The sequence below is a fragment of the Azospirillum formosense genome (genome assembly GCF_040500525.1).
Lineage (GTDB): Bacteria > Pseudomonadota > Alphaproteobacteria > Azospirillales > Azospirillaceae > Azospirillum > Azospirillum formosense_A.
This window is the reverse complement of sequence record NZ_CP159403.1, coordinates 1,071,133-1,092,500: the sequence shown is the minus strand read 5'-3', so window position 1 is coordinate 1,092,500 and position 21,368 is coordinate 1,071,133. Positions and strand designations below refer to the sequence as shown.

General features: G+C 67.5%; 20 protein-coding genes and 2 pseudogenes (1 of these 22 running past the window's edge). 12 read left to right on the top strand and 10 right to left on the bottom strand.

The window, feature by feature from the left end; translation table 11 throughout:
* Nucleotides 1-787, bottom strand: partial view of an alpha/beta hydrolase gene (locus tag ABVN73_RS18150; RefSeq protein WP_353859672.1) — the 5' portion only. 8 nt of this gene lie to the left of the window's left edge; only the first 787 of its 795 coding nucleotides appear in the window; the start codon lies at nt 785-787; the stop codon falls past the left edge of the window.
* Nucleotides 788-915: 128 nt separating this feature from the next.
* Here ABVN73_RS18150 and ABVN73_RS18145 point away from each other — a divergent pair, with 128 nt between their 5' ends.
* Nucleotides 916-1,389: a MarR family transcriptional regulator gene (locus tag ABVN73_RS18145; RefSeq protein WP_353859671.1), complete on the top strand. Its 474-nt coding sequence runs from the start codon at nt 916-918 to the stop codon at nt 1,387-1,389.
* Nucleotides 1,390-1,557: 168 nt separating this feature from the next.
* Here the strand turns inward: ABVN73_RS18145 and ABVN73_RS18140 are convergent, their stop codons facing one another.
* The 5 genes from ABVN73_RS18140 to ABVN73_RS18120 all read right to left on the bottom strand — a co-directional run bounded on the left by ABVN73_RS18140 (nt 1,558) and on the right by ABVN73_RS18120 (nt 8,018).
* The gene (locus ABVN73_RS18140; RefSeq protein WP_353859670.1) at nt 1,558-2,676 is read right to left on the bottom strand and encodes an acetoin dehydrogenase dihydrolipoyllysine-residue acetyltransferase subunit; all 1,119 of its coding nucleotides are present in this window, start codon (nt 2,674-2,676) and stop codon (nt 1,558-1,560) included.
* 15 nt (nt 2,677-2,691) lie between these two features.
* Nucleotides 2,692-3,729, bottom strand: coding sequence for an alpha-ketoacid dehydrogenase subunit beta (locus ABVN73_RS18135; RefSeq protein ID WP_353859669.1), 1,038 nt, complete (start codon nt 3,727-3,729; stop codon nt 2,692-2,694).
* A 28-nt stretch (nt 3,730-3,757) separates the two neighbouring features.
* Nucleotides 3,758-4,756 carry a thiamine pyrophosphate-dependent dehydrogenase E1 component subunit alpha gene (locus ABVN73_RS18130; protein WP_353859668.1) on the bottom strand — a complete coding sequence of 333 codons (999 nt, stop codon included), beginning with the start codon at nt 4,754-4,756 and terminating at the stop codon, nt 3,758-3,760.
* Between the two features lie 55 nt (nt 4,757-4,811).
* Entirely contained in the window at nt 4,812-5,888 is a 1,077-nt protein-coding gene (locus tag ABVN73_RS18125) for an NAD(+)/NADH kinase (protein WP_353859667.1), read from the bottom strand.
* 192 nt (nt 5,889-6,080) lie between these two features.
* On the bottom strand, nt 6,081-8,018 hold the full coding sequence (locus ABVN73_RS18120; RefSeq protein ID WP_353859666.1) for a sigma-54-dependent Fis family transcriptional regulator: 1,938 nt from the start codon (nt 8,016-8,018) through the stop codon (nt 6,081-6,083).
* Between the two features lie 350 nt (nt 8,019-8,368).
* Between ABVN73_RS18120 and ABVN73_RS18115 the strand changes: the two genes are divergently transcribed.
* The 7 genes from ABVN73_RS18115 to ABVN73_RS18085 all read left to right on the top strand — a co-directional run bounded on the left by ABVN73_RS18115 (nt 8,369) and on the right by ABVN73_RS18085 (nt 16,021).
* A complete protein-coding gene (locus ABVN73_RS18115; RefSeq protein WP_353859665.1) occupies nt 8,369-10,024 on the top strand; it encodes an ABC transporter substrate-binding protein in 1,656 nt (551 codons plus the stop codon).
* 6 nt (nt 10,025-10,030) lie between these two features.
* Nucleotides 10,031-10,999: an ABC transporter permease gene (locus ABVN73_RS18110; protein ID WP_353859664.1), complete on the top strand. Its 969-nt coding sequence runs from the start codon at nt 10,031-10,033 to the stop codon at nt 10,997-10,999.
* Nucleotides 11,000-11,002: 3 nt separating this feature from the next.
* Nucleotides 11,003-11,884 carry an ABC transporter permease gene (locus ABVN73_RS18105; RefSeq protein WP_353859663.1) on the top strand — a complete coding sequence of 294 codons (882 nt, stop codon included), beginning with the start codon at nt 11,003-11,005 and terminating at the stop codon, nt 11,882-11,884.
* Nucleotides 11,881-12,888 carry an ABC transporter ATP-binding protein gene (locus ABVN73_RS18100; protein ID WP_353859662.1) on the top strand — a complete coding sequence of 336 codons (1,008 nt, stop codon included), beginning with the start codon at nt 11,881-11,883 and terminating at the stop codon, nt 12,886-12,888. Before ABVN73_RS18105 ends, ABVN73_RS18100 begins: the two co-directional genes overlap by 4 nt.
* Nucleotides 12,878-13,915 carry an oligopeptide/dipeptide ABC transporter ATP-binding protein gene (locus tag ABVN73_RS18095; RefSeq protein WP_353859661.1) on the top strand — a complete coding sequence of 346 codons (1,038 nt, stop codon included), beginning with the start codon at nt 12,878-12,880 and terminating at the stop codon, nt 13,913-13,915. Before ABVN73_RS18100 ends, ABVN73_RS18095 begins: the two co-directional genes overlap by 11 nt.
* A 228-nt stretch (nt 13,916-14,143) precedes the next feature.
* Entirely contained in the window at nt 14,144-15,097 is a 954-nt protein-coding gene (locus tag ABVN73_RS18090; protein ID WP_353859660.1) for a GlxA family transcriptional regulator, read from the top strand.
* A gap of 165 nt (nt 15,098-15,262) precedes the next feature.
* Nucleotides 15,263-16,021, top strand: coding sequence for an SDR family NAD(P)-dependent oxidoreductase (locus tag ABVN73_RS18085; protein WP_353859659.1), 759 nt, complete (start codon nt 15,263-15,265; stop codon nt 16,019-16,021).
* Nucleotides 16,022-16,450: 429 nt separating this feature from the next.
* Here ABVN73_RS18085 and ABVN73_RS18080 read toward each other — a convergent pair.
* Nucleotides 16,451-17,081, bottom strand: a pseudogene (locus tag ABVN73_RS18080) (molybdopterin cofactor-binding domain-containing protein); the annotation flags it as partial.
* A 490-nt stretch (nt 17,082-17,571) separates the two neighbouring features.
* On the opposite strand from ABVN73_RS18080, the gene ABVN73_RS18075 reads away from it, so the two are divergent.
* The 3 genes from ABVN73_RS18075 (at nt 17,572) to ABVN73_RS18065 (ending at nt 19,375) form a co-directional block, all read left to right on the top strand.
* The gene (locus ABVN73_RS18075; protein ID WP_353859658.1) at nt 17,572-18,111 is read left to right on the top strand and encodes a hypothetical protein; all 540 of its coding nucleotides are present in this window, start codon (nt 17,572-17,574) and stop codon (nt 18,109-18,111) included.
* 110 nt (nt 18,112-18,221) lie between these two features.
* Nucleotides 18,222-18,731, top strand: coding sequence for a hypothetical protein (locus tag ABVN73_RS18070; protein ID WP_353859657.1), 510 nt, complete (start codon nt 18,222-18,224; stop codon nt 18,729-18,731).
* A 140-nt stretch (nt 18,732-18,871) separates the two neighbouring features.
* Nucleotides 18,872-19,375 carry a rhodanese-like domain-containing protein gene (locus ABVN73_RS18065; RefSeq protein ID WP_353859656.1) on the top strand — a complete coding sequence of 168 codons (504 nt, stop codon included), beginning with the start codon at nt 18,872-18,874 and terminating at the stop codon, nt 19,373-19,375.
* Nucleotides 19,376-19,522: 147 nt separating this feature from the next.
* Here ABVN73_RS18065 and ABVN73_RS18060 read toward each other — a convergent pair.
* A pseudogene (locus ABVN73_RS18060) lies at nt 19,523-19,642 on the bottom strand (IS5/IS1182 family transposase); the annotation flags it as partial.
* A 14-nt stretch (nt 19,643-19,656) separates the two neighbouring features.
* On the opposite strand from ABVN73_RS18060, the gene ABVN73_RS18055 reads away from it, so the two are divergent.
* Entirely contained in the window at nt 19,657-19,923 is a 267-nt protein-coding gene (locus tag ABVN73_RS18055) for an ATP-binding protein (RefSeq protein ID WP_353859655.1), read from the top strand.
* Here ABVN73_RS18055 and ABVN73_RS18050 read toward each other — a convergent pair.
* Nucleotides 19,898-20,749: a response regulator gene (locus tag ABVN73_RS18050; protein ID WP_353859654.1), complete on the bottom strand. Its 852-nt coding sequence runs from the start codon at nt 20,747-20,749 to the stop codon at nt 19,898-19,900. The two genes, ABVN73_RS18055 and ABVN73_RS18050, sit on opposite strands and share 26 nt — an antisense overlap.
* Nucleotides 20,746-21,129, bottom strand: a complete 384-nt coding sequence (locus ABVN73_RS18045) for a response regulator (protein WP_353859653.1) — start codon at nt 21,127-21,129, stop codon at nt 20,746-20,748. The genes ABVN73_RS18050 and ABVN73_RS18045 overlap by 4 nt, the downstream gene beginning before the upstream one ends.
* Nucleotides 21,130-21,368 lie beyond the last annotated feature (239 nt).

Below are 21,368 nucleotides of genomic sequence, written 5' to 3'. Positions count from 1 at the left end.
AAGCCGCGCCGGACTGCCGGGCGGCGGCGTCGATCACCGTCGCGACGACCTCCGCCTGCGTGACGTAGACGGCATGGCTGGCCCGGACGTTCGTGACCTTGGCACCGATGCGTCGCGCCATGTCCTGGAGCATCCGCTGATCGAAGGCCTTGTCCTCCGTCGCGACCACCGCCCAGCTGGGCTTGGTCCGCCAAGCGGCATGCTGAAGCTTCACGCCGAAGCTCGCCATGTTGATCGGAACTTGCGACGCCTTCAGGAAATCGACGTCGGCCTTCGTCGCGTCCGCCGCAAATCCGGCGGCGAAATTCTCGGGCTTGATGAAGCCGAAACCGTCCCCGCTCGTCTCGATGACGAACTCGGGGGGTGTCGTATAGCCGTCATATTGCTGCGCCGTGGTCTCGCCGGCGTCGGGCGCCAGGGCGGACACATAGACCAGCCCACGCACCTTGGGGTGGACGCCGGCTTCGGTGATGACCGTGCCGCCCCAGCTGTGGCCGACCAGAACGGCGGGACCATCCTGCCGGTCGAGCGCGCGCCGCGTGGCCGCCACATCGTCTTCGAAGGAGGTGAGCGGATTCTGGACGATCGTGACCCGGTAGCCGCGGTTGGTCAGATCCTCGTAGACCTTCCGCCATCCCGACCCGTCGGCAAAGGCGCCATGGACGAGGACGATGTTCCGGACAACCGCCTGATCGATGGAGCGGTTGGTCGGCTGCGCCTGCGAGACCGACAGCGGGAGCGTGACGACCGAAGCGGCCAGGAGCAGGGTCTGAAGGGTGTTCTTCATGTTCGCCTCCGTTCATGCGCAATAACAGTTATCGCGATAACATTGTGTACCGCTGAGGCGCGTCCTTGTCCAGGGAAATTTATCGCGATATATGTTTGCGGAAGATGCGCTGCGAAGGGAGCCTGCCTATGTCGGATGAGAACAAGCCGCCGGTGCCGTTGGAGGAGCAGCTCTGCTTCGCGATCTACTCGGCCGGCATCGCCATCCAGCGCGCCTACAAGCCGCTGCTGGACGCCCTTGATCTCACCTATCCGCAGTATCTCGTCCTCAACGTCCTGTGGCGGGAAGACGGACAGACGGTGGGGAGCATCGCCCAGCAGCTTGCCCTTGAATCCAGCACGCTGACGCCTCTGCTCAAACGCCTCGAGGCCGCGGAGATGATCCAGCGCACGCGCAACCCGACCAACGAGAGGCAGGTGATCGTGTCGTTGACGGCCAAGGGAGCGGATCTGCGCTCCCGGGCCGGTTGCCTGGGCGATGCATTGCTCCAGGCCTCCGGGGAGTCACCCGCCGCGTTGGCAAGGCTCAACCGCGAGATCGCGCAGCTGCGCGATTCCGTTTACGCGCATATCGGCGGCTGGACATCGCTCGACACGCATTGACGAGAAGAGCGCCGTGCGATGGATGGCCACCCCGCGGTCGGCCAGCGCCCGTTCCAAATCACCCACCGAAGCGCCGCTTTCGGCCCGGGAGGGGGCGTGGCCACAGTGCCCCGCTCCGGGCGGTTCGGCATGAGCGCTGCCGAAACCGACGGGAGCGGGGCGTCGCGTTCACCGTCTGCCGATGTGCTCCTTCAGCAGCGCGTTCACCGTGCCGGCGGCCTCCATCTGCACCATGTGGCCGGCGTTCGGAATGACCTCCACGCGGGCGTGGGAGCCGAGCGCCGTGGCGTGGGCCGCGGGGATGACGCGGTCCTGCCCGCCCCACACCACCAGCACAGGTTTGCCCGCTGCGGCCACCGCTTCGTGCAGGACGCCGGTCTGAGCGCCACCGTCGAACAGGGCCGCGGACAGCGCCCGCAATGCACCGTCCACCCCGTCCAGGCGCTTGAACTTCAGGACGTCCTCGGTCATCTGGCGGCTGACGAGGCCGGGGTCGGCGAACAGGTTCTCCAGCACGGGCTTCAGGTCGCGCCGCCCCGTGGCCGCGATGTAGCCCTGGATGTAGGCGTGGTTGATCTCCGGCCCCAGACCGGCCGAGGCGATGAGGGATAGGGACGCCACGCGGTCCGGCGCGTCGAGCGCCGTCCGCATGGACACCGCCCCGCCCATCGAATGCCCAACCAGATGGGCCGAACCGATGCCCACCGTGTCCATGAAGCCGCGCAGAGCCGCCGACAGGCCAGCCAGCGTCGGGTCGGCCACGGCCTTGGTGGACTGGCCGTGGCCCGGCAGGTCCAGCGCGTAGACCGTGGCGTTCTCGGCGAGCGCATCGATGGTGAACAGCCAGTTGTCGAGATCGCCGCCGAAGCCGTGGACCAGCAACACCGTCGGTCCGCCGTCCCCGCGCTTGGCGTAGCGGAGCGTGCCGGCCGTCGTGTCGGCGAACAGGTAGCGGGGAGCCTCCTCTTTCTCCCCCTCGTCGCCCTTGGGCACGGCGTAGCTGGCGACGAAGGCGTCCACCTCCGCGTCCGGCACGTCGGTATCGGCCAGCACGGCGATCAGCGCCTTCACCGGATAGACGTTCCCCGGTTCGGCCAGCACGCGGCGCAGCGTGCCGGCATCGCCGGCCTCCACCACGTTGGTGATCTTGTCGGTTTCGACCTCCAGCAGATCGTCGCCGACGTTGATGGTCGATCCCGGCTGCTTCAGCCAGCCGGTGATCTTGCCCTCCGACATGGACAGGCCCCACTTCGGCATGACGATGGGCTTGATGCGCTCATTCTGCATGAACCGTGCTCCAGATCAGGCCGCGATGCTGCGCGGGGAGGTGCCGGTGGGCGACAACGTCCGCCGCACGGCGTCGGCGATGGACGACGCGTCGGGGATGTAGAGGTCTTCCAGCACGGGGGAGAAGGGCACCGGCACGTGCGGCGCCGTGACCATCTGCACGCCGGCCTTCAACGCGCCGAAGGCGTTCTGTCCGACGAAGGCGGCGACGTCCGACGCGATGCTGCAACGCGGATGCGCCTCGTCCACCACCACCAGCCGACCGGTGCGCTCCACGCTGTCGATGACGGTGTCCCAGTCAATGGGCGAGAGGGTGCGCAGGTCGATCACCTCCGCCTCCACCCCGTCCTTGGCGAGCGACTCCGCGGCCTCCATGGCGCGGTGGACGGTCAGGCCATAGCTGACGATGGTCACGTCGCCGCCGTCGCGAAGCACGTTCGCCTCGCCGAAGGGGATGGCGTAGGACTCCGCCGGCACGTCGCATTCCAGGCCGTACAGGTTCTTGTGCTCGCAGAAGATCACCGGGTCGTTGTCGCGGATCGACTGGATCAGCAGGCCCTTGGCGTCGTAGGCGTTGGACGGGCAAACCACCTTCACGCCCGGGATGTGGGTGAAGACGGGGGTCAGCATCTGCGAATGCTGGGCCGCCGCGCGGAACCCGGCGCCGACCATGGCGCGGATGACCACCGGCGTTTCCGCCTTGCCGCCGAACATGTAGCGGAACTTGGCCGCCTGGTTGAAGATCTGGTCGAAGCAGACGCCCATGAAGTCGATGAACATCAGCTCCGCCACCGGGCGCAGCCCGCAGGTCGCCGCCCCGATGGCCGCTCCGACATAGGCGGATTCCGACAGCGGCGTGTCCATCAGCCGGTCGCCGTGCTTGGCGTACAGCCCCTTGGTGACGCCCAGCACGCCGCCCCAGGCATCCTCCTCGCCGGGCGATCCGGTGCCGCCCACGATGTCCTCGCCCATCACGACCACGGTCGGGTCGCGGGTCATCTCCAGGTCCAGCGCTTCGTTGATCGCCTGCTTCATGCTGATTTTGCGCGCCATGGTGCATTCCTCCGTTTCGCAGGCGTTGTCAGTAGGAGACGTAGACGTCGGTCAGCAGGTCGGCCGGACCGGGCAGCGGGGCGGACTTGGCCGAGCGGACGGCGTCCTCGATCAGTTCCATCACCTCTTTGTCGATGGTCTCCAACTCGGCGCGGGAGATGACGCCGGCCTCGATCACGCGCTCGGCGAACATCCGGATGCAGTCGCGGCTGGCGCGGATCGCCTCCACCTCGCCCTTCGCCCGGTAGGTCTGGGCGTCGCCTTCGAAGTGGCCGAAGAAGCGGACCATGTTGCATTCGAGCAGCGCCGGGCCGCCGCCCTCGCGCGCCCGGCGGATGATCTCGCCCGCCGCCTCGTACACGGCGAAGAAGTCGGTGCCGTCCACCGTGACGCCGGGAAGGCCGAAGCCGCTGGCCCGGTCGATGTAGGAGTCCACCGCCACCGCCCAGTTGCGGGACGTGGATTCGGCGTAGCCGTTGTTCTCCACCACGAAGATGGCCGGCAGGTTCCACACCGCGGCGAGGTTCAGGCTTTCCAGGAAGGTGCCCTGGTTGGACGCGCCGTCGCCGACGAAGCTGATGCCGACCCCGCCGTCGCCGCGCACCTTGGCGGCCAGTGCCGCCCCGCAGGCCAGCGGAGCGCCGGCTCCGAGAATCCCGTTCGCGCCCATCATGCCCTTGGACAGATCCGCGATGTGCATCGACCCGCCCTTGCCCCGGCAAGCGCCGGTGGAGCGGCCGTAGATCTCCGCCATCATCTCGTGCACGTCCACGCCCTTGGCGATGCAGTGCCCGTGGCCGCGGTGGGTGGAGGCGATGCGGTCGTTGTCCTTGAGGTGCATCATGATGCCGGCGGCGCTTGCCTCCTCGCCGGCGTAGAGATGAACGAAGCCGGGGATGTCGCCCTTGGCGAAGTCGATGTGCAGCCGCTCCTCGAACTCGCGGATCGTCCGCATGATCCGGTAGGCTTTCAGCAGGTCGTCGCGGCTCAAGGGAAACGGCCCCTGGGAAGCAAGATCCTCGGTCATGGTGTTTCTCCCCTTGTTGGCTTTTTGATGGGTTGGCTTTTTGACGGGCTGGTTCTTAAAGGGCGGCTTTTGAGAGCGTGGCCGGGGCGGGCGCCGGAACGCCGGCTAGCAGCCGGTTCTGGGCGGCGAACCGCATGCAGCCGCTCACGTCGACGGTGCGGAAGGCGTCGTCCCGCAATGTCAGGGACACGCGGTCGCGCGCCGAAAAGGACACCTCGCGCTCGCCATCCAGCGCGATGGAGCCCGCCTTCACCTCCGGAACGAAGGGCACGCCGGCCGGCATGCGGCGCCAGTCGGTGACGCCGACCGCGGTGACCATCCCCGGCGCTATGGGGGCGCGCAGCTCGGTCCGGCAATTGCCGGCCTGCCGCTGGGCGGGCGTGGCGAGGCGGACCATCAGCCCGCCGCTCTCGTCGCGGGCGACGGGTTCCAGCAGGCCGGCGATGGCGGACATGCCGATCACCTCCGGATCGGCGAAGGTCACGAACAGCTCCCGGAAATTCTCCGTCCGGTAAAGCGCGCGGGCGCCGATGTAGCGCTCCGTCACCAGCGCCACGTCCACCAGCGCGATCTCCCGCACATCGCCGCCGTTGACGCAGACGTCGATGCGCTTGTTCATGGAAAAGGCGATGGAGGCGGGCACCCGGCCCGTCACCGCAAGGCCGGTCGCCAGCCCGGTGATGGTCGGCTCCCGGTGTTCGGGGAAGGCGTTGTTGGTGCCGGTGGAGATGCCGGCGATGGGCATGTCGCCGCAATGGGCGGCCACGGCGCGATGCGTGCCGTCGCCGCCCAGCACCACGACGGCGGCCACGCCGGCCTGCCGCATGGCCGTGGCGGCCCGGTGGGTGTCGGCAACGGTGCCAGTCACCGGCATGTCCACGAGGTGAATGGCGGGATAGGGCGTGTCGCCGTGCGCGCGGGCGCGGGCGACGCCGCGCTCCACATGGCCGCGAATGCCGCCCTGCTCCGGCATCATCAGGACGTCGGCCACCCCGCAGGCGCGGAGTGCGGCCAGGACGCGCAGGACGATGTTCGCCCGATCCGTGATCTGCAGGCTGGCCGCGTTGGCGACGACCCGGCGTATGTCACGGGCGGAGACTGGATTGGCGATGATGCCGACAACCGGAACCACGCTGCACTCCTTCCCAGCTTCTGCGTCGCGGGACGAATTGCAGGAGGCGTGCCAGTTTGTTTGCGCGGCTGATTGTCTGAGAAATCCGGGAGTCTCGTGCGGGTGAGGCGGGGCGGTGTTGCACGACCTGCCGCAGGCGGACGCCACAGGTGTTGCATCGGTGAAGCCCGCTCCCCGGAGGCGGGGCGGGTCCTACGCCCGATGCGGCGGCACGATCCCATGGCGGCGCATCTGGCGGTGGATGGTCGAGCGGTCGACCCCCAGGTCGCGCGCCACGGCCGACACGTTCCAGTGCTGCCGGCGCAGCGCCTCGCGCAGGCGGTCGGCCTGATCGTCCGCCGCGGCGGGGAACGACAGTGGCGGGGCGTCAGCCGGCCAGGCCTCGAACTCGCCGCTGCGATGGACCGGTTCGGGCAGGTCGTCCAACGTGATCATTCCGTCCGCGCAGACGGCGCAGGCATAGTCGAGCACGTTCACCAGTTCCCGCACGTTGCCGGGCCAGCTGTGGGCGCGCAAGGCCGCCAGAGCCGGAGCGGTTATGGCGAAGTCGATGCCCTCGCGGTCCACCCGCTCGGCCAGCAGACGGTCGATCAGCCAGTCGAGGTCGCCGCGCTGGCGCAACGGCGGCAGGGTGAAGACGGCGCCATTCAGGCGGAAATACAGGTCGTCGCGGAAGGCGCCGGACTTCACGAGGTCGACCAGATTGCGGTGCGTCGCCGCGATCACGCGCACGTCCACCGACACGGCCCTGGTTCGGCCGACCGGAGTCACCTCCCGCTCCGCCAGCACGCGCAGCAGGCGGGTCTGCGAGGACAGCGGCATGTCCCCGATCTCGTCCAGGAACAGGGTGCCGCCATCCGCCTCCAGCACCAGACCCTTCTTGCCGCGCGACGCCGCGCCGGTGAAGGAACCGGGCTCGTGCCCGAACAGCTCGCTTTCGATCAGCGATTCCGGCAGGGCGGCGCAGTTCACGGCGACGAAGGGTTTCCCGGCGCGCACGCTGGCCCGGTGCAGGGCCTTGGCGAAATGCTCCTTGCCGGTTCCGGTCTCGCCGTGGATCAGCAGGCTCATGCGCGTGTTCACCAGCTTCGCCGCCCGCGCCAGCATGGACGCCAGGGCAGGGTCGCCGCCGGACACGGCCTGGAGCGGCGTCGGCAGTTTGGTCTCCTCCGCGGGGCGCGGGCGCGGCACGGTGATGGCCGGCGGCGGCATCGCCTGGGCGAAGAGGGGGGTGCCGCAGCGCTTCAGCCGCAGCGTGCGCTGGTCGGACGGCATGGAGCGCACGAACCGCAGCAGGTCGTCCACCTCCGCGTCGAAGACGTCGGAGAAGGAGCGGCCGAGCAGAGGCGCGCCGCTGTTCTCGCCCTGCGTCAGAACCCGGCGGGCGCGGTCGTTGAAACCGATGATCCGGCCGGCGCCGTCCAGCGCGACGACCAGATCCGGGTCGACCTCCGCGAACTCCTGCGAGGAGGAGAGCTTGACCACCCAGTCCCGCCGGAAGTTGTTGTAGAGGTTGGCCGTCTCGATCTTGTGCGCGTAGCCGCGGACCATCTGCAGCGCCAGATGCTGGCTGATCTTCGGTTCCGGCGAGCGCAGCGCCGAGATGTCCAAGACCGCGGCAAGCTCACCGCCGCTGTCGTAGACGGGGGAGGCCGTGCAGGTCAGGCCGATGTGGGTGGCGTCGAAATGGTCGGTCTGGTGCACGGTCAGCGGCTCGCCCGTCGCGATGCAGGTGCCGACGGCGCAGGTGCCGGCGCGCCCCTCGTTCCAATCCGCCCCCAGATACAGCCCGGCGTGGCGCAGGTGATCGTCGAAGGTCGGGTCGCCGATGAAATCGACGGTGATGCCGTTGCTGTCGGTCAGCAGCAGCACATAGCCCATGCCCGCCACCTGCCGGTACAGCGCCTCCAGCCCGAAGCGCGCCATGCGCAGGAACTCGTCCATCGCGTCGCGGTGCACGCGCAGCCGTTCGTGAGGCAGGATGTAGGCCTCGCGCGCGACAGCCGGGTCGAGCTTGTGGTCGGCCACGCAACGGCGCCAGGACTCCTGGATGATCGCGTCACGCCCGGACCCCACCCCTTCGGAAACGCGCAAAAGCTCGTCGATGTGCGCCGTCCGCGCGCTTTTCATCGTCGATCCTCCCAAGTGGCTTTTGCTTGGTTCGGCACACTGAAAATTTGGTGCCGATGGTACCAATGCGCTCGCGCTTGGCGCAACGTGTGCAAAAGCATCATTCCAGGGCGGGTTGGCGGACGCGTGTGCCCTGGTCGGCAACCGGCGCCGCCCTCTGCGCGCCGAGCCATTCCCGCGCATGGTCCGCCGACCGCGCCGATCCGGGGGGATTTTCGCGTTAAGTATTTACTAATATAACAGTTAATTTTTGTGGCATACCAGAGATGCTTTTATGTGAAATCGTATTGACCTCCAGACGGTCGCTGGGCTTAATCGGCCGCCTTACACAGTTCGCGCCGGAGAGCAGAATGATGGGACGGGATCGGCAGGTCGGAACGGGGATTCGCCGGAGGCTGGTGGTGGCCGCGGCGGCGATGATGACGGCCGCGGTGGTGGTCGGCGTGCTTCCGGGCTCGCTGGAAAGCGCCGCGGCGCAGGAGGCGCGCCAGGGCGGCACGCTCAGCATCATCCTGCAGCCGGAGCCGGTGACCCTCACGCCCTCGACCAACATGGCGCAGCCGACCCAGGTGGTTGCCGGCAACATCTTCGACGGCCTGGTCACCTACGACTTCGAGCTGAAGCCGAAACCGGCCCTGGCCGAACGCTGGGAGGTGGCGCCCGACGGGTTGACCATCACGTTCCACCTGCGCAGCGGTGTGAAATGGCATGACGGGAAGCCCTTCTCCGCCGCCGACGTGAAATGGTCGCTGGAGAATGTCTGGAAAACCATCCACCCGCGCAACAAGTCGCTGTTCGAGAACGTCACCCAGGTCGACACCCCGGACGACGCCACCGTCATCCTGCGCCTGTCCAAGCCGTCGCTGCCGATCCTGTCGGTGCTGAACGGCGTCGGCGCCCCGATCCTGCCCAAGCACCTCTACGAGGGCACCGACGTCCTCAACAACCCGTACAACAACAAGCCGGTCGGCACCGGCCCCTTCGTCTTCAAGGAGTGGAAGCGCGGCGAGTTCGTCGAGCTGACCCGCAACCCGGATTATTGGGAGGCCGGCAAGCCGCACCTCGACCGGCTGCTGTTCCGCATGATCCCCGACGCGGCCGCCCGCGCCGCGGCGATCGAAAAGGGGGAGATCCAGTACGCCCCCTACAACCCGGTGCCCTTCCGCGACGCCGAGCGGCTGGCCAAGATGCCGCGCCTGAAGGTCGACACCCGCGGCTACGAATGGCTGTCGCCGCTGCTCTACCTCGATTTCAACATCGAGAACCAGTATCTCAAGGACGTCCGGGTGCGCCGGGCCATCGCCCACGCCATCGACCGCGCCGCCCTGGCGAAGATCGTCTGGTTCGGCTACGCCAAGCCGGCGATCAGCCCGGTGCCGTCGTCGCTCGTCACCTTCCACAACGCCAAGCTGCCGCAGTATCCCTTCGACGTGAAGAAGGCCGAGGCGCTGCTGGACGAGGCCGGCCTCAAGCGCGACGCCAACGGCGTGCGCTTCACGCTGACCCATGACTTCCTGCCCTACGGCGACGATTACCGCCGCACCGGCGAGTTCCTCAAGCAGGCGCTGAAGCGCGTCGGCATCGAGGTGACCATCCGCTCGCAGGACAGCGCCGCCTTCATCAAGCGCGTCTATGTCGACCGTGATTTCGACTTCGCCATCTCCTACAACAACGCCTTCCCCGATCCGCAGATCGGTGTGGTGCGCGCCTTCTGGTCGGGCTGGCTCGGCACCGGCACGCCCTGGACCAACGGGTCGGGCTACCGCAACGCCAAGGCCGACGCGCTGATCCAGGCGGCCGGCGTCGAGGGCGATCCGGCCACGCGCGTCGCCCAGTTCAACGAGTTCCAGGACATCGTCCTAGGCGATGTGCCCTCGCTGCCGCTGCTGGAGCTGAACTTCTTCTCGGTCTATTCGGCCGACCTCCAGGGCATCGTCGAGCAGGGCGATCAGGTCTACTCCTCGCTGAAGAACGCCCGCTTCGTCGACGCCCCGAAGGGGAACTGACGCGCCGTGCTGACCTATCTCAGGCGCAGCGCCGCCCAGGTGGTCTTCGTCCTCCTGGGCATCGCGCTGATCAACTTCTTCCTGCTGCATCTGGCGCCCGGCGACGCGGCCCAGGTGCTGGCGGGGGAGTCCGGGGCGGCGACGCCGGAGTATATGGAGGCGCTGCGGCGGCAGTTCGGGCTCGACCAGCCACTCCACGTCCAGTTCCTGCGCTATCTCGGCAATCTGGTGACCTTCGACCTCGGCTATTCCTTCCGCCAGTCGCTGCCGGTGTCGGAGCTGATCCTGCAGCGCCTTCCGGCGACGCTGCTGCTGATGGGAACGGCCATCGGCTTCGCGCTGGTCGCCGGCTGCTCGCTGGGCTTCCTCGCCGCCCGGCAGGCGGGGAAGCTGACCGACACGGTGATCTCCATCGTGGCGCTGCTGTTCTACGCCACCCCGGTCTTCTGGGTCGGCATCATGCTGATCGTCGTCTTCTCCGTCATCCTGGACTGGCTGCCGGTCGGCGGAATGACCAGCGTCGAGGCCAACCTCAGCGGCCTTGCCCTGGTCGGCGACGTGGCGCTGCATCTGGTGCTGCCGGCGGTGACGCTCGGGCTGTTCTACCTCGCCATATACGCCCGGCTGATGCGGGCGGCGATGCTGGAGGTCTACGGCCAGGACTTCGTCCGCACCGCGCGGGCCAAGGGGGTGCGGCCCCGCCGCATCGCCTGGCGCCACGTGCTGCGCAACGCCCTGCTGCCGATCGTCACCACGCTCGGCGTGCAGCTCGGCTCCATCCTCGGCGGGGCGGTTCTGGTGGAGACGGTGTTCTCCTGGCCGGGGCTGGGCCGGCTGGCCTTCGCGGCGCTCTTTCAGCGCGACCTCAATCTGCTGCTCGGCATCCTCTTCTGCTCGTCGGTGGTCGTGGTCCTCGTCAACATCGCGGTCGATCTCGTCTACACGCTGCTCGACCCTCGCATTGAACTCAACTGACCGATGGCTCTTCCCGAGACCGCTTCCCTCCCGCCGGCGCGGGCGGATTTCCGCGACACCACCGTCGGGCGGCTGCTGCGCCGTCCGTCGGCGCTGCTGGGGCTGATCCTGCTGGCCGGCATCCTCGCCATGGCGGCCTTCGCCGACATCGCCTTCACCGGCGACCCGCTGGACATGGCGGGGATGCCGCTGCTGCGCCCGGGCGAGGACGCCGCGTTTCCCCTCGGCACCGACATGATGGGCCGGGATCTGGCGTCGGGCATCTTCCACGGTGCCCGCGTCTCGCTGTTGATCGGCGGGGTGGCGGCCCTGGTGTCGCTGGTGATCGGCATCGGCATCGGCTCGCTCGCCGGCTATTACGGCGGGAGGATCGACCGGGCGCTGATGCGGGTGACCGAGCTGTTCCAGACCATTCCGCCCTTCCTGTTCACGCTGGCCCTGGTCGCCATCCTGCAGCCGTCCATCGCCACCATCACCGCGGCCATTGGCATCACCTCCTGGTCGGGGCTGGCGCGGCTGGTGCGGGCGGAGGTGCTGCGGCTGCGCAACAGCGAGCTGGCCCAGGCCTCGATCATCCTCGGCGCGTCCGACGCCCGGATCATTGTCCGGCACATCCTGCCGAACGCGCTGGCGCCGGTGATCGTGTCGGCCTCCATCCTGGTGGCGACCGCCATCCTCACCGAATCCTCGCTGTCCTTCCTCGGCCTCGGCGATCCCAACGTCGTCAGCTGGGGCGGCATGGTCGGGGCGGGGCGCGAGACGATCCGCACCGATCCGCACGTCGCCGCCATTCCCGGCGTGGCCATCGTCATCGCCGTGCTGGCGCTGAACCTGCTGGGCGACGGGCTGAACGACGTGCTGAGCGGCAAGGGGGAACGGCGATGAGCCACGACGTGCCGAAGGAACCGGTGCTGGCCGTCGATGGCCTGTCGATCGGCTTCCAGACCCGCCGCGGCCTGCTGCCGGCGGTGCGCGATCTGTCCTTCTCGGTCGGGAGCGGCGAGATGCTCGCCATCGTCGGCGAGAGCGGCTGCGGCAAGTCGCTGACCGCGCTGGCCCTGCTTGGCCTCATCCCGCCGCCCGGCCGGGTGACCGGGGGCACGGTGCGGCTGGAGGGCCGCGACCTGCTGGCGCTCGACGAGGCGGCGCTGCGGCGCGTGCGCGGCGCCCGCATCGCGATGATCTTCCAGGAGCCTATGACCGCGCTCAACCCGGTGCTGACCGTGGGTGAGCAGATCATGGAGGCGATCCTCGAACACGAGCCGGTCAGCCGAAAGGCGGCGCGCGAGCGGACTCTGGCGCTTCTGGAACGGGTGCGCATTCCCGATCCGGAGCGCCGCTTCGCCGAATACCCGCACCGCCTGTCGGGCGGCATGCGCCAGCGGGTGATGATCGCCATGGCGCTGGCCGGCGCCCCGGCCGTGCTGGTCGCCGACGAGCCGACGACCGCGCTCGACGTCACCATCCAGGCGCAGATCCTCGGCCTGATCGACGAGCTGCGGCGGGAGCAGGGCACCGCCGTGGTCTTCATCACCCACGACCTCGGCGTGGTGTCGCGCTATGTCGACCGCGTTCTGGTGATGTACGCCGGTCGCAAGGTGGAGGAGCGGGACACCCGCGACCTCTTCGCCGATCCGCTCCACCCCTACACCCGCGGCCTGATCGCGGCGCAGCCGAGAGCCGGGGCCGGAGCGGCCGGCGCGGTGCGGGAGCGTCTGGCCGAAATTCCCGGAACCGTGCCGGCGCTGGCGGCGATGCCCCCCGGCTGCGCCTTCGCTCCGCGCTGTCCGCTGGCCGACGAACGCTGTGTCCAGGCCGTTCCGCCGCCGCGGCGGGCCGGAAGCGGCCTTGTCGCCTGCCATCATGCGGGAGAGACCCATGCCCCCTGACGCCGCCCTCGCCACGCCCGCGGTTTCCGCCCCCGTCGCCGCCACCCCGGTGCTGCGGGTGAGCGGGCTGTCCGTCGAGTATCGGACGGCGCGCGGCGTGGTCCACGCGCTGGACGACGTGTCCTTCGAACTGGCGCCCGGCGAGACGCTGGGCATCGTCGGCGAATCCGGCTGCGGGAAATCGACGCTGGCGCGGGCGGTGGTCCGGCTGCTCGACCCCAGCGCCGGCGCCATCCGGTTGGGGGACACGGACATCACCCACGCCTCGCGGCGGCGGATGCGCGCGGCGCGGCGCGACCTCCAGATGGTGTTGCAGGACCCGGCGGCCTCGCTCGATCCGCGCTGGACGGTCGGCGACCTGCTGGCCGAGCCGCTGGATATCCACGGCATCGGCACCCGGGCCGAGCGGCGCGCGCGCGTCGCCGACCTGCTGGGCAAGGTGGGGCTGCCGCCCGGGGCGGCGCAGCGTCGGCCGCACGAGTTCTCCGGCGGCCAGCGCCAGCGCATCGGCATCGCTCGCGCGCTGGCGCTGGAGCCGAAGGTCGTGGTTCTGGACGAGCCCGTCTCGGCGCTCGACGTTTCGGTCCAGGCGCAGATCCTCAATCTGCTGACCGACCTCCAGCGGACGCTGGGCGTCAGCTTCCTGTTCATCGGCCATGACCTGTCGGTGGTGGAGTATGTCTCCGATCGCGTGGCGGTGATGTATCTCGGCCGGATCGTCGAACTGGGCGGCCGCGACAGCCTGTGGCGCCGGCCCGCCCATCCCTACACCCGTGCCCTGCTCGACGCCGCCCCGCGCATCGACGGTCCGTCCGCTCCCGCCGGGCCGGGTTTGACCGGCGACACGCCCAGCCCCTACGATCTGCCGCCGGGCTGTCGTTTCCACACCCGCTGCCCGATCGCCGCCGACGTCTGCCGGCGCGAGTCACCGGCCATGCGGGCGTTGTCGCCGGGCCATCACGTCGCCTGCCATTTCGCGGAGGGTGGGTCTGAGGCAGCCATTCCGCAACCAGCGATCAACGGCTGAGTATGGGGTCCCACCCGGCCGTCCGGCCGGGGGAGCGGCGCGATTCCGGCCACCGATCCAGGCAAAACCAGACGGCCCGTTCCACGGGCATGGCTGGAATCGTGGTGTCTTTGACATTCCAGCCAATCGCGCCACCGCATACTCTGTGCCCGGCGCGCAAGCACCCGGCGGTTAAAGGTCAGGGCCTGCGGCGTCGGAACGGGACAGGGCGGCGAGGCGGAGAGGGACATGCTCACCATCGGATTCGTGGTGTTCGACGATTTCCAGGTGATGGGCATGGCCGCGCTGTCGGCCTTCGAGATGGCCAATCTCGTGCTCGACCGCCCGGCCTACCGGGTCCATGTGCTGTCGGAGCGGGGAGGGCCGGTGCGCAACTCGCTGGGCTTCGCCATCGACACCGACCCGTTCGGTGACGGCTTCCACGACACGACCATCACCATCGGGTCGCTGCGGGTCAAACCCTCCACACCCGGCCTGCTCAGCTATCTGCGCGACGCCGCCGCCACCTCGCGGCGGATCGCCGGCATCTGCACCGGCGCCTATGTGCTGGCCGAGGCCGGCCTGCTCGACGGGCGCCGCGCCACCACCCATTGGAACCACGCCCGCAAGCTCCAGCGCCTCTATCCCAAGGTGAAGGTGGAGGAGGACCGGATCTTCAGCGTTGACGGCTCCGTCTGGACCTCCGCCGGGATGACCGCCGGCATCGATCTCGCCATGGCGCTGGTCGAGGACGATTTCGGAGCCGAGGTCGCCAAGCAGGTGGCGCGCAAGCTGGTGGTCTACCTGCGCCGTCCCGGCGGGCAGTCGCAATTCTTCGCCCTGCTGGATCTGGAGCCGCGCTCCGACCGGGTCCGGCGGGTGCTGGTCTACGCCAAAGAGAACCTTAAGAACGAGTTGTCTGTCGAGGAACTGGCGGAGGCGGCGACTCTCAGCCCGCGCCAGTTCAGCCGCCTGTTCCGCCAGGAGACCGGCCAGACCCCGGCCAAGGCCGTCGAGCATCTGCGGCTGGAGGCGGCGCGCGTCATGATGGAGGAAGGGCGCCACTCCATGGACATCATCGCCCGCGAGACCGGCTTCGCCGACCGCGAGCGCATGCGCCGCGCCTTCCTGCGCGCCTACGGCCAGCCGCCCCAGGTGGTCCGCCGCGCGGTGGAGAGCGGCCGCCTGTCGGCGCTGGAGTGAACGCCCGACAGGCGTCGCTCCTTTCCTAACACCTGGATATGGCTCCCGCGAAGATTCGGCTGCGGTAGCCCTTTCCATCAACAGAGACGGCGTTTTTCCTGGGAATGCTTCGCCTTCCCTAAACGCGCCCGCTCGCCCATTTTCCAAGCGGACGGACACGGAACCATGCAACTCACCGGCAACACCATCGTCATCACCGGCGCAACCTCCGGCATCGGCCGCGGGCTGGCCGAGGCCTTCCACAAGTTGGGCAATCAGGTCATCATCGCTGGCCGGCGCAAAGGCCTTCTCGATGAGGTGACCGCCGCCAACCCCGGCATGACGGCCGTCGAGCTGGACATCGCCGACCCAGCCAGCATCAAGGCCGCGGCCGAGCGGCTGATCGCCGAGAACCCGACGTTGAACGTGCTGATCAACAACGCCGGCATCATGCCGTTCGACGACGCCTCCGGCCCCATGGACGACGCACAGGCGCAGGCGATCCTCGCCACCAACCTCCTCGGCCCGATCCGCATGACCTCGGCGCTGATCGAGCATCTGAAGGCGCAGCCGCGGGCGGTGATCGTCAACAACACCTCGGTGCTCGCCTTCACGCCGCTGGCCAGCACGGCGGTCTATTCGGCCAGCAAGGCCGCGCTGCACAGCTACACGCTGTCCCAGCGCTTCATGCTGCGCGACACCAGCGTCACCGTGCAGGAAATCGCGCCGCCCTGGGTCAACACCGACCTGATCAGGAAAGGCGACGACCCCCGCGCCATGCCGCTGGACGCCTTCATCGAACAGACGATGGCCGCGCTGGCCACCGACGCGGAGGAGGCCATCGTCGAAAGCGCCCGTCCCATGCGCGACAACGCCGGCCCGAACGAGCACGCTCTGGTGATGGGATTCAACAGCTACATCGCCGAGAATCCGATCCCGGTCTGACCGGAGCGGACGCGGAAAGGGCCGCCGGGGTGTCGCCGGGCGGCCCTTTTCCGTGCGCGCGGCGTCACTCCGCCGGGGCGAACTCCAGCAGGCAGCCCCCCACTCGCTGACCGACAGGTCGGCGGCGATGTCCGGCAGGATCGCCGCGATCATGACGCTCTCGGTCCCGACGGCGAAGGACCCGAGGGCCAGCCGATAGAGGGGCGCCCTAGATGGAACGTTGAGGAAGGCCATGGAGGAGTCCCGTTGCAGGTCCATCCCGGACGGCGCGGACCATCGGGGGTGAGCGCCCCCGACGATGGGAGCGCTGGCGCCCGGCCGATCGACAGGCGGCGGGGATCGGCGAATGTCCGAAGTCTCGGACAAGCAGGAGGCGGCGTGAATGTCATGAAAACCACGTTTCCAAACACTCACGCCGACGGACCAGCCTCAGACCCCGATCCGGTTTTTCGCCAGCGGAAGGCTGCGGATGCGTTGGCTGGTCGGAGCCGCCACCGCGTTCACCACCGCCGGCGGCACGCCGGGCAGGCTGCGTTCGCCGACACCGCCCATCGGGGTGCCGCTCTCCACGATCTGGACACGCACGCGGGCATCGAGCGGCGCGCCGGGATGGGACAGTCGTCGAAATTGTGCGACCGGCGGCCCCCGTCCTTGTAGACCATCCCTCGAACAGGGTGGCCGACAGGCCCAGCGCCACGGCGGACTCCACCTGTGATGTCACGATGGCCGGGTTGACGATGCTGCCGGGGTCGAGGGCCACCCAGACATTGTGGACCTGGGTCTCGCCGTCCCGGACCGACACCTCGGCAATGGCCGCGGTCTCCGACCCGAAGGGCGAGGCCATGGAGACGCCGCGCGCCCGCCGCCTCCCATTCACCTCGCAGGGGCCGCGCTTCCAGCCGCCGGATATCGCCCCCACGGTCTCCAGCAGATTGCGGTGGCGCGGCTTGTCCTTCAGAAGCGCCATCCATCCGCAGGGCAAAGGGGTCCCGGCCGCCGGCGTCGGCGATCTCGTCGAGGAAGCCTTCATAAAGAAGTCGTTCATCGAATGGCCGACGGAACCCCGATCAGCGCCACGCGGGCAAGCGGAAAAAACGACACGACGAGTTTCTCGTGGACCTGGCAACGGAAGCTGCGCCAAATACAGCATTTTCGGTGATGGTCCAGTACATTGAGGGGAGGCTGCGCGACGCAACGGAAGAGGGAGGTTGAGTGCAGCCTTGCATCGACAGGTTTGTTGAAATCTGAGTGTTGCGGTTCATGGGAATCCACCCGATAGGAATAACAGTAAAGGATATTTTTGTGTGTATTCAACATAGATGGCTAAGGAATCTGTGTGATCTTATGCATTTTCATTGTTCGGCGTATGGCATCGCTTAATGCCGAATCTGCCAGCCAAACTGCGGAATTCATATAAAAAGGATTTTTGGGAAATGTGCTCGATGCGTGGCTTGAATCGCTTTGCTGCGGTCCCCCTGTTGGCTGTCGCCCTGTCGGCCTGCCAGACCGCGGCCACAAAACCAACGGTCCCCCCCGGAGAGCCTGTGAGCTTGGCGCCAGCCGCCTTTCGCTGCCCGGCCAAGGGTACGACCATCACATTCCAAGATGGCCGCACCGCCACCGCCCTGGATCGGCATGATGATACGTGCGTGTACGCTGTAGGCACAACAACCGAAACTCGCATCTACAGCATGTCCCGCACGGACCAACCGCGCGCCGAGAGGTTCCGGCAAGCCATGGCGAAGCTATGGCCCCTGGAAGTTAACAAGCAAGCCGTAGCGGATCATGATCTGATCCTCACCGGGGATGACGACATCGATAAAAAGTTTTCAACGGAAATCGAGGAGACGATTACAGTTCTGCGCTCTGAACGCCTGACAACACCAGCGGGTACGTTCGATACCTATGTTATCGAGCGTGCTTACAAAATGCTGCTTCGGCGCACCCACGGCCGCTATCTGCTTTGGTATGATCCGAATACTGGTATCGTTCTCAAAGGCGTTCTGGAACACGCAGTTGGTGTTCGCCCGCGGACTCCAGATTTTGTTGTGGCGCATATCGGAACCTCGGAAATATCCAAGGCTGAGTAATAAGATCAAGAACTATTCAATAATGTATTTGGCTTGACTGTCGCGCCTCCAAATTGCAGATTCCGCTTTCCGAGTGATAATGTCGGTTAGAAGAACAGGATTTTACATAAATGCGTACCTTGAACGGTTTGGGTCGTTTCAGCGCCATCGGCCTGTTGCTCGCCGCTGCCGCGCTGTCGGCCTGCCAGACCACGTCCGGGGCGGACGGTGAGACGAAAATCATCGGCTCTGACTTCCGTACGACCATCGATCCATCGGTTGCCTCCGGTGATCCGCGCTTGGCCAACGTCGCCAAAGAACTCGCCGGTATCTGGAACGGCAGCGCAAGCGGGGCTGGCACTGGTGGCGTGAAGATCACTCTTGCCATCGAGAGCGTGACCAAGGGATCGAGTAACAGCACCCTCAAGGCGAAGGGCTACACCGCCAGCGAGCGTTCAAACGGGCGCGGGCGTCCGACCGACATCGACATTGAAGTCACGAATAGCGGCTACAGCATCCTCTTCGATGCAGCGTCCGGTCGAGTTGAGGCGCACTCGATGTCGAAGCCGGGTGCGATGGAGGGGCAGGTCATCACCGGCCGTGGCCGTGCCGATCTCGCGCTGACCAAGGCGTCAAGCTAAGAGTGCAACTCAAAACAATGATGTTTTGCTGGTTCTCAGGAAGAGGAGCCTCTGTGATTATGCGAAGGCTTGCATTTGTTATCGCTGCATCGTCACTTTTTCTTGCTGCTTGCCAAGCTTCGAGCACCTCTAATCAACCAGTGCCCCAGCTGTCGTCGCAGCCTGAAGCGCGTCCTTTCAGCGCCGAGGATAAGGACTGGGGGGTTGCACCTCAGGATGTCATTCGCAAGGGCAGTTATCATGCGCCGACTCCGGTCATCTTGCCCGGTGCCAAGGTGGTCGCTACCCATGCCCTTGCCCAATCGCTCCAGGGCAATAGCAAGCCGATCTTGATCAATGTGCTGACCGGCGCCTGGGTTAACGCGCTGCCCGGCTCCGTGTGGCTGAGCGGCGCAGGACAGGGCGCCGGCTTCGACGACGCGACCCAAGCGCGCATGGCGAAGCGCTTGGATGAACTGACTGGCGGCGACAAAACCAAGCCGGTGGTTTTCTATTGCCTGAGTTCGGAGTGCTGGCTGTCCTACAATGCTGCGCTGCGTGCCCAGCGCCTCGGCTACGCCAACGTCGGCTGGTACCGGGGCGGTATAGACTCGTGGAAGGCGGCTGGGCTTCCGGTGGAACGCATAGACCGCGATCAGTGGTAATGTTTGAGAGCGCTTCTCCGGGGGTCCCTCCCTCCGGAGAAGCGTGCGGAAAATTTGCTTATGCGTTGAATTATAGGCTGGTTTCGGCATTTTTCCGTGTCAGAAAAGTGTCGGCAGGCGCCACTTTTAAGACGCTAGGGTCCGGACTCATAGCCAGTAGGCCACGGTTGCCACGATCTGGACGACGGCCATGAAGTTGGTGGCGGAGCAGTCGTAACGGGTGGCGATGCGCCGGAAATCCTTGAGGCGTCCGAACATGCGCTCGATGAGGCGCGGCGGCGGTGACCTTCAGCGTCTCCGACACCGCTCCGGGCACTCCGGAGGCGGTGCTGGCGCGGATGTTCGAGCCCTTCTTCTCGACCAAGGAGGAGGGGATGGGGCTGGGCTTGTCGATCGGCCAGACGATGGTGGAGGAGCATGGCGGCCGGCTGTGGGCAGCCAACGGCGCGCCGGGCGCCACGCCGTGCTTTGCCCTGCCGGCGGCAGCGCCCTCCCCGCCGGTGGCATCGGCGGCGAGGGACCTCAGCCCGTCGCGCCGTAGCGGGTGACGGTGCGCTCGCGGGCGCCCAGGGTCTCGGCCATCCGCACGAGGTCGGCCAGCGATTGGGCGTGCATCTTGCGCATCAGGTTGCCGCGGTGGATCTTCACCGTGACCTCGCTCAAAGCCAGCTTGGCCGCCACCTGCTTGTTCATCAGCCCGGCGGTGACCAGCCCCATCACGTCGCGTTCCCGCGGGGTCAGGGTGGCGTAGAGGGTGCGCACCGCGTCGTCCTCGCCGCGCGCGGATCGGCGGCGGCCGTCCAGCGCCACCGCTTCGCCGACCGCCTGCAGCACGTCCTGCTCGGCGAAGGGCTTGGTCAGGAAATCGACGGCGCCCGCCTTCATGCCGCGCACCGTCATCGGGATGTCGCCCTGGCCGGTCATCAGCACCACCGGCACGGCGATGGACCGGTCGTGCAGCGCCTGCTGCACCTCCAACCCGTCGGCGCCGTCGAGATAAACGTCCAGCAGCAGGCAGGCGGCGTCCGCCGCCTCCGCGCAGGCCAGAAACGCCTCCGGAGCGGCGAAGGCCAGAACCCGATAGTCGGCGGAGCGCAGAAGGCTCTCCATCGCGCAGCGCACGTCGGCGTCGTCGTCGATGATGCAGACCAGGGCGGGGCCTTCCTGGGTGGGGATGGCCGGAGTGGGGGCGGCGTCCGTGGACCTGCCGCCGTCGACGATGGTGCGATCCCCCATGGGTTCCTCCGTCACGTCCCCGCGCCGCCGCAGCGCGCGGCCGGCCGCGGCATGGTAGCCCGTCCGCTCCCCGGCGGCAAAGCCGTCGAGGTCGTACCTCCGGATGGGTGTGCCGCCCTGCGGCACCGTTCCGGTCATGGTTCGGGAGTCCCCTGGCGTGTCGAGAGGGCGTCCTCGATGAGGAGGAGCAGGGTTTCCGGGTCGAGCGGCTTGGTCATGAAGGCACAGGCCCCCAGCGCCAGCGAGCGGCTGCGCACCGCCGGCGTCGCAAAGGCGGTCATCACGATCACGGGCGGGCGGCGGCCCAATTGCAGCAGCACCATCTGCAGGCTGAATCCATCCATGCCCTTGAGGTTCAGGTCGGTGACGAGGCAGTCGGCGTCCCCCACGTAGGCGAGGAACGCTTCCGCCGTGGCGAAGCTGCGGACCCGCATGCCGGCCGAGCGCAGGAAATTGCCGAGGCTCTCGCGGACGCCTTCGTCGTCGTCGACGACACAGATGGTGGGAACGCTCAACACGACATCGCACTCCAACCGGGGCCCGCCTCCTCAAGCACGTCCGTCGCGGGCGTTCCATTTCAACAGCTTGGCCAGGGCGCGCCATCCATACCTGCGTATAGGTTGCCCCCGGAGCGGCATCGCACCGTTTCCGCCCGCGCGCCGCGCCGGCCATACGGGGAATCGCGTATTCCCGTCCATCCGCCGCTCCCCGATGATCGGTTGGGACAAGAAAGCGTGCGAAAACAATGCGGAAGCCG

Bases quoted from the DNA above. Each gene is read 5' to 3' on its own strand.
- ABVN73_RS18070 (WP_353859657.1), top strand. From the start codon at position 18,222: ATGCGTACCTTGAACGGTTTGGGTCGTTTCAGCGCCATCGGCCTGTTG.
- ABVN73_RS18120 (WP_353859666.1), bottom strand. From the start codon at position 8,018: ATGAAAAGCGCGCGGACGGCGCACATCGACGAGCTTTTGCGCGTTTCC.
- ABVN73_RS18145 (WP_353859671.1), top strand. From the start codon at position 916: ATGTCGGATGAGAACAAGCCGCCGGTGCCGTTGGAGGAGCAGCTCTGC.
- ABVN73_RS18140 (WP_353859670.1), bottom strand. From the start codon at position 2,676: ATGCAGAATGAGCGCATCAAGCCCATCGTCATGCCGAAGTGGGGCCTG.
- ABVN73_RS18115 (WP_353859665.1), top strand. From the start codon at position 8,369: ATGATGGGACGGGATCGGCAGGTCGGAACGGGGATTCGCCGGAGGCTG.
- ABVN73_RS18050 (WP_353859654.1), bottom strand. From the start codon at position 20,749: ATGACCGGAACGGTGCCGCAGGGCGGCACACCCATCCGGAGGTACGAC.
- ABVN73_RS18085 (WP_353859659.1), top strand. From the start codon at position 15,263: ATGCAACTCACCGGCAACACCATCGTCATCACCGGCGCAACCTCCGGC.
- ABVN73_RS18105 (WP_353859663.1), top strand. From the start codon at position 11,003: ATGGCTCTTCCCGAGACCGCTTCCCTCCCGCCGGCGCGGGCGGATTTC.
- ABVN73_RS18090 (WP_353859660.1), top strand. From the start codon at position 14,144: ATGCTCACCATCGGATTCGTGGTGTTCGACGATTTCCAGGTGATGGGC.
- ABVN73_RS18130 (WP_353859668.1), bottom strand. From the start codon at position 4,756: ATGACCGAGGATCTTGCTTCCCAGGGGCCGTTTCCCTTGAGCCGCGAC.
- ABVN73_RS18100 (WP_353859662.1), top strand. From the start codon at position 11,881: ATGAGCCACGACGTGCCGAAGGAACCGGTGCTGGCCGTCGATGGCCTG.
- ABVN73_RS18095 (WP_353859661.1), top strand. From the start codon at position 12,878: ATGCCCCCTGACGCCGCCCTCGCCACGCCCGCGGTTTCCGCCCCCGTC.
- ABVN73_RS18135 (WP_353859669.1), bottom strand. From the start codon at position 3,729: ATGGCGCGCAAAATCAGCATGAAGCAGGCGATCAACGAAGCGCTGGAC.